The sequence below is a fragment of the Pseudomonas sp. H1_G08 genome (assembly GCF_054681355.1).
Map to the genome: position 1 here is coordinate 4,612,995 of NZ_CP162822.1, position 16,233 is coordinate 4,629,227.

Annotated in this window: 14 protein-coding genes; 4 read left to right on the forward strand and 10 right to left on the reverse strand. The window is 59.0% G+C overall.

What is annotated here, in order from left to right:
• Positions 1-37: 37 nt before the first annotated feature.
• The 3 genes from AB4N85_RS21055 to AB4N85_RS21065 all read left to right on the forward strand — a co-directional run bounded on the left by AB4N85_RS21055 (position 38) and on the right by AB4N85_RS21065 (position 4,532).
• Entirely contained in the window at positions 38-967 is a 930-nt protein-coding gene (locus AB4N85_RS21055; RefSeq protein WP_024014805.1) for a hydrogen peroxide-inducible genes activator, read from the forward strand.
• 9 nt (positions 968-976) lie between these two features.
• Positions 977-3,052 carry an ATP-dependent DNA helicase RecG gene (recG, locus tag AB4N85_RS21060; RefSeq protein ID WP_041476627.1) on the forward strand — a complete coding sequence of 692 codons (2,076 nt, stop codon included), beginning with the start codon at positions 977-979 and terminating at the stop codon, positions 3,050-3,052.
• A 79-nt stretch (positions 3,053-3,131) separates the two neighbouring features.
• Entirely contained in the window at positions 3,132-4,532 is a 1,401-nt protein-coding gene (locus AB4N85_RS21065; protein ID WP_041476626.1) for an aminoacyl-tRNA deacylase and HDOD domain-containing protein, read from the forward strand.
• An 88-nt stretch (positions 4,533-4,620) separates the two neighbouring features.
• Here AB4N85_RS21065 and AB4N85_RS21070 read toward each other — a convergent pair whose 3' ends face one another.
• On the reverse strand, positions 4,621-7,185 hold the full coding sequence (locus AB4N85_RS21070; RefSeq protein WP_423523159.1) for a hypothetical protein: 2,565 nt from the start codon (positions 7,183-7,185) through the stop codon (positions 4,621-4,623).
• A gap of 188 nt (positions 7,186-7,373) precedes the next feature.
• The gene (locus tag AB4N85_RS21075) at positions 7,374-7,757 is read right to left on the reverse strand and encodes a helicase (protein ID WP_460059661.1); all 384 of its coding nucleotides are present in this window, start codon (positions 7,755-7,757) and stop codon (positions 7,374-7,376) included.
• A 585-nt stretch (positions 7,758-8,342) separates the two neighbouring features.
• On the opposite strand from AB4N85_RS21075, the gene AB4N85_RS21080 reads away from it, so the two are divergent.
• Positions 8,343-8,714: a DUF6124 family protein gene (locus tag AB4N85_RS21080; RefSeq protein WP_252868473.1), complete on the forward strand. Its 372-nt coding sequence runs from the start codon at positions 8,343-8,345 to the stop codon at positions 8,712-8,714.
• A gap of 116 nt (positions 8,715-8,830) precedes the next feature.
• On the opposite strand, the gene AB4N85_RS21085 is transcribed toward AB4N85_RS21080, so the two are convergent.
• From AB4N85_RS21085 to AB4N85_RS21120, 8 genes are all read right to left on the reverse strand, one after another.
• Positions 8,831-8,992, reverse strand: coding sequence for a hypothetical protein (locus tag AB4N85_RS21085; RefSeq protein ID WP_163012154.1), 162 nt, complete (start codon positions 8,990-8,992; stop codon positions 8,831-8,833).
• A 146-nt stretch (positions 8,993-9,138) separates the two neighbouring features.
• Positions 9,139-9,738 (reverse strand): lysozyme inhibitor LprI family protein, encoded by a 600-nt coding sequence (locus AB4N85_RS21090; RefSeq protein ID WP_122880295.1) that lies wholly within the window; start codon positions 9,736-9,738, stop codon positions 9,139-9,141.
• On the reverse strand, positions 9,735-10,823 hold the full coding sequence (locus tag AB4N85_RS21095) for a tetratricopeptide repeat protein (protein ID WP_252868474.1): 1,089 nt from the start codon (positions 10,821-10,823) through the stop codon (positions 9,735-9,737). Before AB4N85_RS21095 ends, AB4N85_RS21090 begins: the two co-directional genes overlap by 4 nt.
• A 56-nt stretch (positions 10,824-10,879) precedes the next feature.
• Positions 10,880-11,638, reverse strand: a complete 759-nt coding sequence (locus tag AB4N85_RS21100) for a lysozyme inhibitor LprI family protein (protein WP_217849753.1) — start codon at positions 11,636-11,638, stop codon at positions 10,880-10,882.
• Positions 11,639-11,640: 2 nt separating this feature from the next.
• Entirely contained in the window at positions 11,641-12,504 is an 864-nt protein-coding gene (locus AB4N85_RS21105; RefSeq protein ID WP_252868475.1) for a tetratricopeptide repeat protein, read from the reverse strand.
• A 4-nt stretch (positions 12,505-12,508) separates the two neighbouring features.
• Positions 12,509-12,964, reverse strand: coding sequence for a hypothetical protein (locus AB4N85_RS21110; protein ID WP_191636995.1), 456 nt, complete (start codon positions 12,962-12,964; stop codon positions 12,509-12,511).
• A gap of 88 nt (positions 12,965-13,052) precedes the next feature.
• Positions 13,053-13,781 carry a hypothetical protein gene (locus AB4N85_RS21115; protein WP_150637142.1) on the reverse strand — a complete coding sequence of 243 codons (729 nt, stop codon included), beginning with the start codon at positions 13,779-13,781 and terminating at the stop codon, positions 13,053-13,055.
• Entirely contained in the window at positions 13,778-16,228 is a 2,451-nt protein-coding gene (locus tag AB4N85_RS21120) for an alpha/beta hydrolase (protein ID WP_460065736.1), read from the reverse strand. The genes AB4N85_RS21115 and AB4N85_RS21120 overlap by 4 nt, the downstream gene beginning before the upstream one ends.
• Positions 16,229-16,233: the final 5 nt, after the last annotated feature.

Below are 16,233 nucleotides of genomic sequence, written 5' to 3' on the forward strand. Positions count from 1 at the left end.
CCGGTATGCTTGGCGCGCATCTTCATGGACGCTTGCTATGACCCTCACAGAATTACGCTACATCGTTACTCTCGCCCAAGAGCAGCACTTCGGCCATGCCGCCGAGCGTTGCCACGTCAGTCAGCCGACGCTGTCGGTGGGCGTGAAAAAACTTGAAGACGAACTCGGTGTGCTGATTTTCGAGCGCAGCAAAAGCGCCGTGCGCCTGACCCCGGTCGGCGAGGGCATCGTCGCCCAGGCGCAGAAAGTCCTGGAACAAGCCCAAGGCATTCGCGAACTGGCCCAGGCCGGCAAGAACCAGCTGACCGCACCGCTGAAAGTCGGCGCCATCTACACCGTCGGCCCGTACCTGTTCCCGCATCTGATTCCACAACTGCACCGGGTCGCCCCGCAGATGCCGTTGTACATCGAAGAAAACTTCACCCACGTGCTGCGCGACAAACTGCGCAACGGCGAGCTCGACGCGATCATCATCGCCCTGCCGTTCAATGAAGCCGACGTGCTGACCCTGCCGCTTTACGACGAGCCGTTCTACGTGCTCATGCCGGCCCAGCATCCGTGGACCAAGAAAGAATCCATCGACGCCGGCCTGCTCAACGACAAGAGCCTGCTGCTGCTCGGTGAAGGTCACTGTTTCCGCGATCAGGTGCTCGAAGCCTGCCCGACCCTGACCAAGGGCAATGACGGCGCCAAGCACACCACGGTGGAATCCAGCTCGCTGGAAACCATTCGCCACATGGTCGCGTCCGGCCTGGGCATCTCGATCCTGCCGCTGTCGGCGGTGGACAGCCATCACTACGCCCCCGGCGTGATTGAAGTGCGCCCACTGACCGCGCCGGTGCCGTTCCGCACCGTGGCAATCGCCTGGCGCGCCAGCTTCCCACGGCCGAAAGCCATCGAGATCCTCGCCGACTCCATTCGCCTGTGCTCGGTGGCCAAGCCAGCGGCGCCGGTCACGGCCGGTTAAGCGAGCGTCATGACGGAGCTGTCGCAAGTGTCGGTGACGGCACTCAAGGGTGTCGGCGAAGCCATGGCCGAGAAACTGGCCAAGGTCGGCCTCGAGAATCTGCAGGACGTGCTCTTCCACTTGCCGCTGCGTTATCAGGATCGCACCCGCGTGGTGCCGATCGGCGCATTGCGACCGGGGCAGGACGCCGTGGTCGAAGGCACCGTCAGCGGTGCCGACGTGGTCATGGGTCGCCGCCGCAGTCTGGTCGTGCGCTTGCAGGACGGCACCGGCGGGCTGAGCCTGCGCTTCTACCATTTCAGCAACGCGCAGAAGGAAGGGCTCAAGCGTGGCACGCGGGTTCGCTGCTACGGCGAAGCCCGGCCCGGCGCCTCAGGCCTGGAAATCTACCACCCCGAATACCGCGCCATCACCGGCGACGAACCGCCGCCAGTGGATGAAACCCTGACCCCGGTCTACCCGCTCACCGAAGGCCTGACCCAGCAGCGCCTGCGCCAGTTGTGCATGCAGACCTTGACGCTGCTCAAGCCGAGCACCCTGCCGGACTGGCTGCCGACCGAACTGGCCCGCGACTACCAACTGGCACCGCTGGCCGACGCGATCCGTTACCTGCACAACCCGCCCGCCGATGCCGATGTCGATGAACTCGCCCTTGGCCATCACTGGGCGCAGCATCGCCTGGCTTTCGAAGAACTGCTCACGCATCAACTTTCACAGCAGCGTCTGCGCGAAAGCATGCGTTCACTGCGCGCGCCGGCGATGCCGAAAGCCACAAAGCTGCCACCGAAATACCTGAAAAACCTCGGCTTCAACCCGACCGGCGCGCAACAGCGCGTCGGCAACGAAATCGCCTACGACCTCAGTCAGCACGAACCGATGTTGCGCCTGATTCAGGGTGACGTTGGCGCGGGGAAGACCGTGGTTGCCGCCCTCGCCGCACTGCAAGCGCTGGAGGCCGGTTACCAGGTTGCATTGATGGCGCCGACCGAGATCCTCGCCGAACAACACTTCATCACCTTCAAGCGCTGGCTCGAACCGCTTGGCATTGAAGTCGCGTGGCTGGCCGGCAAGCTCAAAGGCAAAAACCGCGTCGCCGCGCTGGAGCAGATCGCCAGCGGAACACCAATGGTGGTCGGCACCCACGCGCTGTTTCAGGACGAAGTACAGTTCAAGAATCTGGCGCTGGTGATCATCGACGAACAGCACCGCTTCGGCGTGCAGCAGCGTCTGGCGCTGCGGCAGAAAGGCGTTGGCGGGCGCATGTGCCCGCACCAACTGATCATGACCGCCACACCGATTCCACGGACGCTGGCGATGAGCGCCTACGCCGACCTCGACACCTCGATCCTCGATGAATTGCCGCCCGGGCGTACCCCGGTCAACACCGTGCTGGTCACCGACACCCGCCGCGTCGAAGTCATCGAACGGGTGCGCAGCGCCTGTGCCGAAGGTCGTCAGGCCTATTGGGTGTGTACGCTGATTGAAGAATCGGAAGAGCTGACCTGCCAGGCCGCCGAAACCACGTTTGAAGACCTCACCGCCGCCCTCGGCGAATTGAAGGTCGGGCTGATTCACGGGCGCATGAAACCGGTAGAGAAAGCCGCCGTCATGGCCGAGTTCAAGGCCGGCAACCTGCAACTGCTGGTGGCGACCACGGTGATCGAAGTCGGCGTCGACGTGCCCAACGCCAGCCTGATGATCATCGAAAACCCCGAGCGCCTCGGCCTCGCGCAGCTGCACCAGTTGCGCGGTCGCGTCGGCCGGGGCAGCGCCGCCAGCCATTGCGTACTGCTCTACCATCCGCCGCTGTCGCAGATCGGTCGCCAGCGCCTGGGCATCATGCGCGAGACCAACGACGGTTTCGTTATCGCCGAAAAGGACCTCGAACTGCGCGGCCCCGGGGAAATGCTCGGCACCCGCCAGACCGGCCTGCTGCAATTCAAGGTCGCCGACCTGATGCGCGACGCCGATTTATTGCCCGCCGTGCGCGATGCCGCCCAGGCTTTGCTGGAGCGCTGGCCGACCCACGTCAGCCCATTGCTTGACCGTTGGCTGCGGCATGGGCAGCAATACGGCCAAGTGTGAGCACCGTCGCAGTTTGTGCAGGATCGTTCCTACAGAGCTGGTTATACTCCTGCCATTGTTTCAAAAACGGATACAGACCATGACCGAAGCTGCTCTCGTCCCCGAATCTCCGCAAGCTCCGTCTGTTATTCGGCTGCTGCTCAACAAGCTGGGCGTTGCCTACGAAGAAGTGCTCGACCACCACGGCCTCAATGCCTCGCGCAAAGTGCAGGCCGTGTTGCTGGACGACGCCGTGGGCGCGTTGATGGTGCTGTTTCCACAGAGCCAGTTGCTGGATCTCAATCGCCTCGCCGAACTCACTGGTCGCCGACTCACAGCGGTGTCCACCGAACGCCTGGAAAAGATGCTCGGCAAACACAATCTGAGCCTGCTCCCAGGCCTGCCGGCGCTAACCAGTTCGCCGTGCCTCTACGAAGAAAGCCTGCTGCGCGAGCCGAAGCTGCTGATCAACTCCGGCGAGCCGGGCCTGCTGCTGGAAATCAGCAGCGAAGACTTCAAATCGATGCTGACCAAGGCCAGCGCCGCCAACTTCGGCGAAGCCCTGAGCAGCATCCGCCCGAACCTCGACCGCCCGGACGATGACCGCGAGGAAATCACCCAGGCCGTGCAGGCGTTCACCGCACGCCGCATTCAGCAGCGTCTGGAAGCGACCATCGAGATTCCGCCGCTGGCCGAAACCGCGCAAAAAATCATCAAGCTGCGCGTTGACCCCAATGCCACCATCGACGACATCACCGGCGTGGTTGAAACCGACCCGGCGCTGGCCGCGCAAGTGGTGAGCTGGGCGGCGTCGCCGTACTACGCCTCGCCGGGCAAGATTCGTTCGGTGGAAGACGCGATCGTCCGCGTGCTGGGCTTCGATCTGGTGATCAACCTCGCGCTGGGCCTGGCCCTCGGCAAGACCCTGAGCCTGCCCAAAGACCACCCGCAACACACCACGCCGTACTGGCAGCAGTCGATCTACACCGCCGCCGTCATCGAAGGCCTGACCCGCGCCATGCCGCGCGCCCAGCGCCCGGAAGCAGGCCTGACGTATCTGGCCGGTCTGCTGCATAACTTCGGTTACCTGCTGCTGGCCCACGTGTTCCCGCCGCACTTCTCGCTGATCTGCCGCCACCTGGAGGTCAACCCGCACCTGTGCCACAGCTACATCGAGCAACACCTGCTCGGTATCAGCCGTGAACAGATCGGCTCGTGGCTGATGCGCTACTGGGACATGCCGGATGAACTGGCCACCGCCCTGCGCTTCCAGCACGACCCAAGCTACGACGGCGCCTACGCCGAATACCCGAACCTCGTCTGCCTGGCCGTACGCCTGCTACGCAGCCGCGGGATTGGCTCCGGGCCGGATGAAGATATTCCGGATGCCCTGCTTGAACGCGTCGGCCTGAGCCGTGACAAAGCCAACGATGTCGTCAGCAAAGTGCTTGAGGCTGAAGTGCTGCTGCGTGAACTGGCTTCGCAGTTCAGCCAGGCCTGAAAAGCTTCGCAGGCAAGCCCGCTCCCACAAGATCGATGCGATCTTCAGGAGCGGGTGCGTTGCGGCCAACTGTTGATTATTGGCGTAATCAACCGCGGTACCGAATCACCCAGCCCTGCGGGTTCGGGAAGCTTCCAATGAAATACCCTCCCACTACAATTCGGCCGTCCCCCAGTACCGTCATGTCATGAAGAGCCTCCAGGACCCCGGCCTCGTCGAAGATGCTGAACCCTGTGCCGTTGAATGACAGGTCCGGTGTTCCGTCCGCCAAAAACTTCGCCGTGATCGCACTCGGATCATCGTCGGTGACTCCGATTCCGGTGTCGCCGCTGACGACGATTGAACCGTCAGGTCGCGCTACACAGCGCAACCATCTCAAACCTTGCGGGACAAAGTCGGAGAACAACGGTTTACCGTTATTGAATACGAGATTGTAGGAGCCTTTGGACGTGAGGACCGCAATCACTCCACGCATGCCACCGTCCCTTACGGCAGCCCCTGCAAGAACAATCTTGCTATCCACAATTGAAATGGCGGACAGGTGGATCTCATCCTCACCAGAGATGATCACGACTCCGTTACCGCTCTCGCCAAACTCCCTGTCGATCTTGCCGTTAGCGTCGAATCGAATGACGTAAGCGCCCGAAGATGGCCCGCTATAGCTGCCACCAACCACCACAGCGCCGTCAGGTTGATGCGCGACCATCTGCGCAGAACTGTGTTGGTGTGCAATGCCAGCGAGCTCGACAGGCGCGAAACCCGTGCCATTGAACGTGGTGTCGTCGGAGCCATCCGCATTGAGCCGCATGACGACGCCGCTCACACGGCCAGCGTCGTCTTCGACGGATCCGGCCAGCAGGATTTTCTCGTCTTGCCGCAAGACATTGTCGCCATGACCCGCGCTCCCCATCTGCGCATAAGGAAGGTAACGCACACCCTGTTCAGCAAAGTTGTGATCCAGCCGTCCATCTTTGTCTTGTTTCACGACAACCAGCCCGGCGGAAACATCAGGCCCATTGTTCTGGTACTCGGCACGAACGAGCCAACCGCCATCCGGGAACGGCGTCAACTCGAGCATCGAGTGCATATACAAACCGTCCTTGAGTGAAATCTCGACGAATCCGGTCTTTTCTTCACCAAAACCGAGGTCCAGTTGGCCGTCCTCCAGAAGCCGGGCGATCAGCGTTTCCAGGCCATCCTTGCGTCGACGAACAGCCACCAGCAACTTGTTGTCCGGCAGAGCCAATACCGCTCTTACGTCAAACTCAGACAATCCTCCAAGCGGAAATCTGACAATGCCGTTTTCGCCAAAAGACGGATCAAAATTCAGCGTGCCACTCGTCAGGTTTGCGCTTAGATAGCGAGTGATCCAGCCATCCACCCGGGAAGGGTCAGAAAGGCTGGTGTGGGTCATGGACACCACTATCCGACCGTCCTCCATGATTGCCAGATCATGAGGAAACACTGGCCCCGCTACGTTATCGAAGAGCGTATAGCCAATACCGTTGAAGGCCGTGTCCAGCTTGCCGTCTGCGAGAAAGCGCGCGGTAATTACCGCGGAATCACCGGCTCCAACGACAATGATCGAGCCGTCGAGCTGTGATGTATGCCGCCACGTCAATCCGTCTGGCAGTAACGGGGAAAACAGAGGCTGGCCATTATTGAATACAAGATTGGATGCTCCGCTGGCGTTCAGCACAACCACCAACCCGCCATGGACGTTCTTTTGCCAGGCTTCACCCACCGCAACGATCCTGCCATCACTTTCGCGCACCGAAACAGCGTTCAAAGAGCTCTCGCCATCCTCGTCGAAAATCAGCTTCGCCTGGCCGTTGTTGAAATCCTTATCCAGCTTCCCCGCTACGTCCAAACGTGCCAGAAAAACTCCGGAGGCTGTCTCACCACTCTGAAAAACGCCGCAAACCAATACTTTGCCATCGGCTTGAACAGCGATAGCGCCGGCGGTGTTCGAGGTGGCACCGACATCCACCAAGACGTACCCCGCGCCGTCAAATGATGGATCGAGCGAGCCGTTCGCCAAAAGACGCATCACGACGGGCGATGGCCATGGCTCATCGATCAGCAGGAAATGGAGCAGGACGATTTTGCCATCGGCCTGCTGAACTGCAGAGACGGTAGAGGCATTTGTAGCGGGGGACTTTTGGCTTGACTTCGCCCCTGCCGACGACGCAAGCGTGGAGCCCGGGATCTTGTAGAAAGAAAATAAACTCACGCCTTTATCGCCGAACGAATCGTCCAGCTCACCGTCGCCTTTCAAGCGGATCATTGCTTGGCCGGCATCGACGGCCTTCTGTGTGAAGTATTGAACGCGCACCAGCCAGCCGCCGTCCCGCAACGCATCGAGCCCAAACACGGTGCTGATGCTAGCGCCGTTCAAAGATATCTCGACGAAACCCGTCTCATGACTTCCGAAGGACTTGTCGAGCGTACCGTCTTCGTTCAATCGGGCGATGGCCAGCAGCGCGTCACTTCCTTCCAGAGGAAGAGCGACCAGCAACTTCCCGTCAGGAAGGGCCAAAACGGCCGCAGCCTCATGGCTCGCAATGCCCGGTATCGGTAATTTCAATAAACCATTCAGGGCAAAAGAGGGATCGGGGGTACCTGGGGTGGTCAAGTCCTGAGCCTGAGTCATGTTCTTGCTCCATCAAGTGCGTGGCGTCCTTTACGGGACCGGAGCTTGAGTAGAGCATCGCGAAGATGAGCAAAGCACCTGACAGAAATGACAGTTCGACCGTCTTTACAGGCCTGAATAAAGACTTTGCGAGCCAAAGAACGCACGATTCTTCATTGTGCTTCGCTTGAAGCCAACCCAAAAAAATCTCAAGCCTTGGCCTTTGCCTTCCTCGGCTTCAAATACTTCATCAACCCCTGAAACCACATCACCAGCGCCGGGTTGCCCTTGAGCTGGATCGACTTTTCCTGAATCCCCTGCATAAACGCCAACTGCTTGTTCTTCGCCTGCATCGTGGCAAAGCCATAACCCGCGTCTTTAAACGCAATCGCAAACGCCGGCTCCGGCACCACGCCAGACTTGCTGGTGATGCGCTGATCCTTGACCACGAAATGCCGCGCCACTTTCCCGTCCAGCGTCTGCAGCTGAAATACCAGATCCTTGTCACCCAACTGCTGCTGGAACGCAGGATTTGTCCGGCTGGCCTTACCCATCAACAAACCCATCATCCACAGGAGAAAACGAAATTTCATGCGCACAGCCTCAAAAGGAAAATGAACGGCCGGGGCAGTGTAAGGGATTCGGACGATAACGCCAGTATCTGAAGCTGTTGGAAGAGGATGCTGACCATTTCCCGCACGATGACTGCCAAGTCACGATTCAGCGCTCGCCCACTGATCGTTCCCCCGCTCCGCGTGGGAATGCATCCCGAGACGCTCCGCGTCTCACCACTCACCTTTCCTACACCTGTTGAAACACATCCCTGTAGGAGCCGGCGAAGCCTGCGATCTTTTGATCTTCCGGCCCGCGAATCCATGGGAAATTTCCTGCGAAGTGCGGGGCTGTCCGTGAACTAGGCGAGTTGGTGCGCTAGGGATAGGCTGTGTGTGTCGCCGCTAAACCGGCGATACGGACGTGCAAGTCCGGCGGGAGTACACATTGGTTATGGCAATTCGCCGAGCGTTTTCCTATGCTCGCGGATCGTTATGGCTGCTGTGTATGGGAGGCCTTCGGGTCTGCCGGGTGACTCCACCGGTCTTGCACACCTATGCACAGCTGCCACCCCTTTCGAAGTGCGAGCGAAACGGTGCCAGCTCCTGAAACTGGAGTAAGACCGAATGAAGAAACCAACACCCAACCCCCCGGAAATCCCGGACATATCGCCCTACGAATCTCTGGAATCGAAGAAATTCCACGAAGCCGCCGAACGCGCCCTCGACCACCATTTCAAACCGCCCACCGAACCACACCCCAAGCGCGAAACCGGCCTCTTTAAACTCTCCCCCGGCACCGATGCCGAAGCCCTCATGGCCAACGCCTCCGAAGACCTGCTGTCCATCAGCGTCATCGCCTGCGACCTGGCTGACGATCTGCACGGCTCACGCCGCTCGGTGGCACTGGCCCTGAGCCGAATGGCGGACGGGGTGCGACTGATGGTGGAAGGGACGCTCGACCAGATTGAAGTGCGAAGCGTGGCGGCCAAGCCGTAGCGAGATTTGAGGATGAAAAAAGGGGACGTTAAGTCCCCTTTCTGCAACTGTCTGTAAAAATCCAGGCACAAAAAAAACTGCCAATCACGGCAGCTTTATTGAGAATCCGAAAACCTTCAACCAGCCAGTCGACCGACTGGCTCAAAATCAGAACCTTTGGCCAACGCAACATCCAGAAAGCGGCTGCGCTTACCAGAGCGCTTGGCCAAAACTTCACGAGCTTCAGCCTGGAACCGAGCAGCCATCATAGGCTTGGGTTCATGTTTGGACTTTTTCATAGAGACCCTGCGGATATCGCGCTTTGACCGGATATTAGAGGCGCGGCTCCCCCAATAACAAGTCAACTACAAGGGAATATTGAGTCCTTTTCTGTCAGCGGGCAGGTAAACAAAACGCAGGAAACGCTTTTAAACCAATCATTGCATCAACGATTCATAGGCAACTGAAAACGCATACGAACAATGCAATAAGCAAAGTCTTCACGAAACAGCCGACCAGCCATTTCGCAGTGCCCATCAGCGTATTGTTTCCAAAGCGGATCGTCGAAGGCGGCTCCACCCAATCGCTCCATCGAAGTCGCCAAACCTTTTTCCCGGTCCTGCCCAGCCATGGCCGTGGCGGCTTTGTAAAAACCGTCCAGCGGTAACCCGGTTTGCAGAGCAATCAACTCTCCCAAACGTGCGTTGGTTGTTTGCACCAGACACCCAAGCCTATCAATCGGCGCTTCGGCACCCGGGAACGTGCCTTGATAGATCTCCTCGCAAAATCCTTCTTTGAAGCGCACCCATTTCTTCTGCACTTCTTTGAGTTGCATCTTTTCCGCAGGCGCCAAACTGACCAGCGCTTTCTTATATTGCTCATTCAGCATTGCATCGACTTTCTCGAAAGTCTGCTGACCGCAGATGATCAAATCGCGATTGGTAAAGCTGTCAGGATTGCAGGCTTCCTGCGCATGCGCTGGAACCAGCGAAGCAGCCAAAAAAACACCCGCGATCAGCTCAAAGAACGTCTTGAGTTTGATCATGATTCGGATCCGCCAACACTGCGCTCAGCTACCCGCGCAGGAATCTTCGACGCCTTTCCCGCTTCCGACATACGCGATGCGTATTGCTTGTACGCCGGCACCGCTCGCTCTTTATCGTTCATACCCCAATAGCTATCGGCGAGATTCAGGTAAGCCACCGTCCGCTCTGGGTTATGTGCAATTACAGCATTCAACAGTTCAATCGACTCAGCGTAGTAACCCGCCTCGCCGAGCAGAAAACCGAGGTCGTTGGACCAGCCAGGATGCTGTCGGAAGTAGTACTTTCCGGTGATATAACTCTCAGGAGAGCACGCGCCATGTGAATCATCGCCCATCAGTGCCTCACTCATCACTCTTTTGAAAGAGCTGCTGTCACCCTTCCGATACGCCGCCAGCGCCGTATCCAGCAGGTCCGCCGAATAGACAGTCATGAGTTTTTTATAACCACCCTGAGGCCCGCTAATGTTCGCAGCCCGCAGCTTTTGAAGAGCCTCGAACCCATCGAAGGACGCCAGAGTGATAGAGCCCAATGTCCGCACCGGCAACTCCGCCACGCTGATGAGCGAGCGATCGCAATACTCGTTGTTAACCAACTGCAATATTTGCTTTAGCTCAAACTGCTTTGAACCTTTGTTGAAGGCGAACAACAGGTTGAAGTTGTAAACCGCGTTATCTTCTTCACTGGTTACCAGCGCGATGTAATCCCCTTCCTCAACGAACGGCTGCTTGACGACAGCTTCCTCAGCCTGCGGATCAATGACAGTCATGACGCCGGGGCGACCTTTAAGTACATGGACGCTGAATACACCCTGAAGCGCAGACGAGTACTGACTCTTGATCAGAGGCAGCGCCTTCGACGTATCGAGCAAAATTTCCTCATTACGTGCCTGCACCGGCGCGATCAACAACCGGTTGGAGGCCTCGTCCGCATCCCCTGTCAGAACAAATACCTTTTGCCGTGATGCATCACCCAGCAAGCTAGCCGGAATTTCCTTCAGGACTTGGGGCGCAGCAAGCGCGGGAGAACCCGGTACAGCGAGACAACAAGTTAGAGCGCAGAGAACGCTCTGCAATACGCGTTTCACTTTCTTCAATCCTTGATTCAATCAAATGATGTCCAAATACGTCCCAATTGACCCGATTAGGCACCGGGTTCAGGCGCGCCGCATTTCAGCTCTTTGATTTGCTCGTTCTTGATCGGAATCACACAAGCGAGGCGCTTCTCTCCGAGCCCACGAAGCTCCGTCAACCTGAGCGTCACGTGCAATCCATCATCGGCAAACGCATGATCCTCAAACCCGGCATCGGCATAGTCCGTCCAAAATGCCTTGCCCTCGAAACTGCAAAACCGCTTGGAGGACAGCACTCTCCAACCGCCGTTGGGCGCCAGTATCTGGACCGTCAGGCCTGGGCTGCCAAAGGTGCTGACATAACGTGCCACGACATCGCCGAAGCGCTGAGAGCCGGACAGGTACACCTTGTTGAGATCGACCACATTACCCGGCTCATCAGCGACGATTGTGTCCAGGTAGGCCGCACGCTCCAGACTTATTCTGGCCATGCAGTTGCTGATCGTCGTGACATGCGCTGCCACCCCGGGCTCGATTTCCGTGGCTTCAAGCGGGCACGTGGTGTCGCGTAGCTTGATCCAGGCGCGCTGGGATTCTCTGGCCATGGCGACCAGCGCCTTACCCTGCTCAGGGTCGCGCCGTTGTTGAGCCTCAAACCGTCCCAGCAGCTTCTTGTAACTGGCATTGAGTTGTGTGTCGGCTTCTTTGCGAGCTGCCTCCACACACCGATCGACCTGGGCGCTAACGGTGATTTCTTTACAGTCGTCCTCGGCCATCGCGCAGGAGGCAAACAGGCATCCAAAGGACAACGCGATAAAACGCGCAAACATGTTCAATTTTCCATTCCCTGAATGACGGATCGCTCAACGACACGTTGAGGTATTTTCTGCGTCTTGCCGTCGGCGCTCATCGCGTCGCGGTACTGGCTGTAATAGCGCTGCGCTTCGTCCTTGCGATCGAGACGCCAGAGTGAATCGGCGATGTTCAACATCAGTACCGTGCGCTTACCAACGGCCTCAACGCCGCGATAAAACTTCAGCGCTAGCTCATCTCTACCGCCCTCGGCCAAGTAGAAAGCCAGGTCGTTGAACGCTTGAACATTGCGCGACGGTGGGTGACAAGCCATATAGGACTCTGGACTTATAGTGCGAAGATTGAATGCGAGTTCTTCCACGCGAGATTGTGGCATCTCAATATTTGAGACCTGCTTCAATAAGTCCTTTGGAGACGGCGTCTGCATGACGAGGTCAGGCGCATCCTCTTCCCCGGAAGTCCACCGATTGCCCTTCCACTTGCCGTAGCAAAACCTGGCTGCCGGCTGACTGAGCACGCAACCGGTCTCCATTGAAATGACCCCGCAACCAGTTTCCTCTGTCGGGATTTCTTCACCCTCCTGGCCAATGACAACGCCATACAGTGTCTGAAGGAGGAGCAATGTTTTCTTGTCGGGACTTAACCAAGCCTCATGCGTCTCAGTACCCACCGCGGGTACATAGAGGGGAAACGTTTTTCCATTGGCGGTAAACGAGGCAACCGCCGACTCCGCAGCAGGCCTGCCCCATGTCTTGTCCTTCAGCGTCACTAAGTGCCCGCCAACCCCCACGATCTGAATATTTTCAGACAAGGCATTGGCTGAAGCTGACAGGCTCATGACAATCATCAACCACTTAAGACTGCCCGCGAGAAGACGGTTCATCCACTCACTCCTCATCCATCGGCGACGATTCAACGTCGGTCATGCTCAGCAGCCGGAATTCGTTGCTCACAAACTCGTAGTAACGATCCCGGTTGCCGCTCTCCAAAGCATTCCCCTGCGCATCTTCTTCGCCGTCGAGCGTGATGCCGGACACGATAATCAAGCTGCTGTCGGGCTGGAAAACCATGCCGAACGTGCTGCCGTCGTAAGCATTCGGTAGACCGCCAACGACTTCCCCAGTCTGAGCGTCCATCACTTCGCCGCAAATGGCGCTGCCGCCACAGCCGAGCCTGTGCAGGATGTAATGGCCGGCGAAGTTGACCTTGCCTTTCAGGGCTTGCACCCGTGCCTGATCCATCATTGGGCTGCTGTTTTCTTGCGGCACCAGCTTATGGTTGGGGCCGGTGAAAACTGGCGTGACGGTGTAATCCTTGAAGGTTGGATCGGCAGCGAATGCCATGGATGCGGCAACCAATAACAGGCTGCCGAGAAGAACCGAAAATCCTTTCACGCTGTAGCTCCGTCGACGTAATGCATTTTGGGGATGTTCATTCGAAGGCAATGCCGCGCACCGCTTTCTTGATTTGTTCGAATCCTTCGTTGCTGATCGCCAACGGGGTGGATGAACCCGATTCCGCCGAGCCGATCAGCACGTCTTTGCCCCTCAGCAAGCAAAAAGCGATGCGGGTAATGTGCCGTCGTGACTTGTCGTGGAAACCGAAGATGAAACCCGAAGAACTCTCCCCGCCCCATTGCTCGAAGGTGTAGGTGTTCGCACGACCGGCCAGCGAATTGGGCACCCAGCCCTGATCGGTAAGGGTCGCCGGACACCTGCGGTCGTTGTCGTCACGCAGGACTTGCACCGCAAACGCATCGTCTACCGGGGGTTTCCAGTCGGTGAGAAGCGAAAAGTACTCCGAGTTTTCACACATCAAACCAAACCACGGCTGGCTCAGGTCGCCGTGTTTCTCGAAGTGCCAGTCGGCACCACTCGAAGTCTGCGCTTGCCACAGGCTGGGAGCGCTGGACGGTTTTGGCAGTTGTTTGGCCGCGACAAAAATCGAATAGAAGTCGTTGAACTTCAACCATTGGTCCTGCAGCAACGGCATGGAAAACCGACACGACCCCATGTCGACAACTGTCTCGGTCGGGCCTTGGGCAACCGGCGACTGACCGGGTTCGTTACCGACCAACACAGCAGCTGCGGCGGTCACATAACCCATCTGTAAAAGCACGACCAGACCAATGATCAATTCGCGGAGGCATCGTAGTTTCACGTCACATCCTTCGAATTGATCAATTCCAACTCACCATAGCGATATAACACCTCACACCCCACCCACGCCGGATCAACCTGTGGCATCACCGCCGACGGCTTTCGCAACTCACGCAGCAACGTCGAGCCATGCGACAAGCGCCCACCCATCCGCGCAATCACCGCTCTCGCTGTTTGATAGTGCGCATGTCGCCCCGGATCGAGGGTGTCTTCGAGCAAAATATCCTCGCCCAGAATGCCCTGCACCTGCCCCGGATAAATCATGAACCCGGTGGCCTGCTCAGCACCTTCGCGACCGTCCTGCCAGAAGCTGCCGTCGCGGGTGCGCACGTCCGGATGCGGTGCGAACCAGTGCTCGCGATCCGCCAGCGGCATGGCGTGGTGCAGACGGAAGAAGATGCGCATCAGGTTGTCGCGATACCACTCGCGCACTTGCAGGTAGTAACCGCGCAGGCCCGGCAGGCCGGTCGAATGCGCTAGGCGGATCAGCCCTGACCATTGCGGGAATGGCTGTAGCGGCAGATCGCTCGACGCGGGCCGAGGGGTGGCCGGATCGGTTTCCCACGGCAATCGATGCGGACTGTTTTCAAGGTTGTCGTAAGCGGTTGGCGGGCGGCCCAGCCAATCACCGCCGCTGCTCGCCAGCGCTGTGGCGATGCACAGATTGCCTTGCACCACGAACACGTAAAACCGGGTGAACCAGTCCGCGAGTTGTTGGCCATCGGCACTCTGGGCGACGAGTTCGGCCAGTTCCCGATCGAAGCGCTGCAAGCCGTTTTCAAGGTTCAGCAAATGGCTGCGAGCGCTGCGTTGCATGCGCAAAAACAGCGGCAACGAACGCAGCATTTTGAGCGGTTGCCACGGCAGATGCGGAGTCGCGCCGCCGACTTCACCGGCGTAGTTAGCGGCGCTGATGCCCCAGTCGGCCAGCCGGGCAAGAAACAGATCATTGTTGATATAGGACGCGCCGCCGAACACGGCGGTGAACGGCTCGTTGTCCTGCAACACCCGCGCATCCCAACGCGCCATGATCGCAGGGATACTCGCTGCCGCGCGGCGCTGGGCGTATTCCACCAGCACGCTCGGTTGCGGCGGCAGGATCTCGGCGATGTTGGCGGCGGTCAGGTGCCGGCGCCAGCCGTAATCGCTGATCGGCCGGTATTGCAGCAGCCACAGTTGTGAGCCGTCCCAGGCCCATTCGACATCGCCGGGCACGTAGTGGAACACGCGCAGTACGTCTTGCAAAAAGCGCCAGAGCAGGTCTTCGGTCAAACCGTGGGACGGCGTGAACGTGCCGCTGCGCCAGGCATCGCCGAGCCGCGAAAGCGTTGCCCGCGAGGGGCTGACGTGACCGTCGGCCAGCGATTCGAGATGGCCTTCAACCCACTCTAGCTCTATCGAGAGATGTCGCACGAAGGCGATCCCGGACACCACCGGGGTGATGAAGCGCTGCACCACCACTTCCTCGACGCCTTCGGCCGTCAGTTCGGCGATGCGTTTCGGCACATTGGCGGTCGGCTCGCGCAGATAGGTGGTGCTCAAACCGGCATTCGCCGAATCGGCCTGATCCTCGCCATAACTGGAGGAGCGCACCGCCCAGGTCACATCAGGTTGAGCAGCGAGAAATGCCGGCAGGCGCGGATCGCTGCAATCGTTGAGCGTCAGTGCTGCCGGTACCGCTTGCCCCGCCAGTTCAGCCAAGCGCAAACGCCCGCCCTTGGTGTGCGCGACAAACCCGCGCTCGCCCGACTCCAGCCACTGCGCGAACTGCGCGGGCGAGTCGATCCACGGGTAATGACCCCAACCGGGTTTGAGGCTGATGGTCAGATCTGCGCGGGCGAGAATCGCCGACCACGCCGCCGCTTGCTCGATGCCGAGCACCGCGTCCTGATCGCCCCAGACCAGCTCGACCGGATCGGTGATCCACTCCAGCAGTGGCAACGCGGTATCGGCGCGAATCAGATCCCAGTGCGGCACAAACGCACGGCAGCGCGCATAACCGGCGCCCATGCGCTGGTACTGCGCAGGCGTCCAGGTCTGGTTGGAAAACTTGCGCGCGAACAGCGTGGGCTTGTTCGACAGCAGCCAGTGGATGGTCTTGCGGATCGGCAGCGGCGACATCAGTGCCGGCAAGCGCCGCTGCCACAAAAATGCCCCAACCGGCGCCAACAGAACACTGCGGGAAAAGTGCCCGGGCCGACGTTGCAACGCGTGCAGCACCAGCAAGGCATTGACCCCGACCGCCATGATCGCGCTGCCCTTCTGCGTCATCGCCAACAAAGTCTGCGCGTAGTCCGCCAGATCCTCGCAAGGCGGCTGCGGATTCGCGCCGAAGCCCGGCAACTCCAGCGGCACGACTTCGTAGCGCTGGAAGTGCGGCAGCGCGTCATCCCACCAATCGGCAGCGCTGCCGTTGCCGGCCAGCAGATACATCAAGGGTTTGCTCATGGACG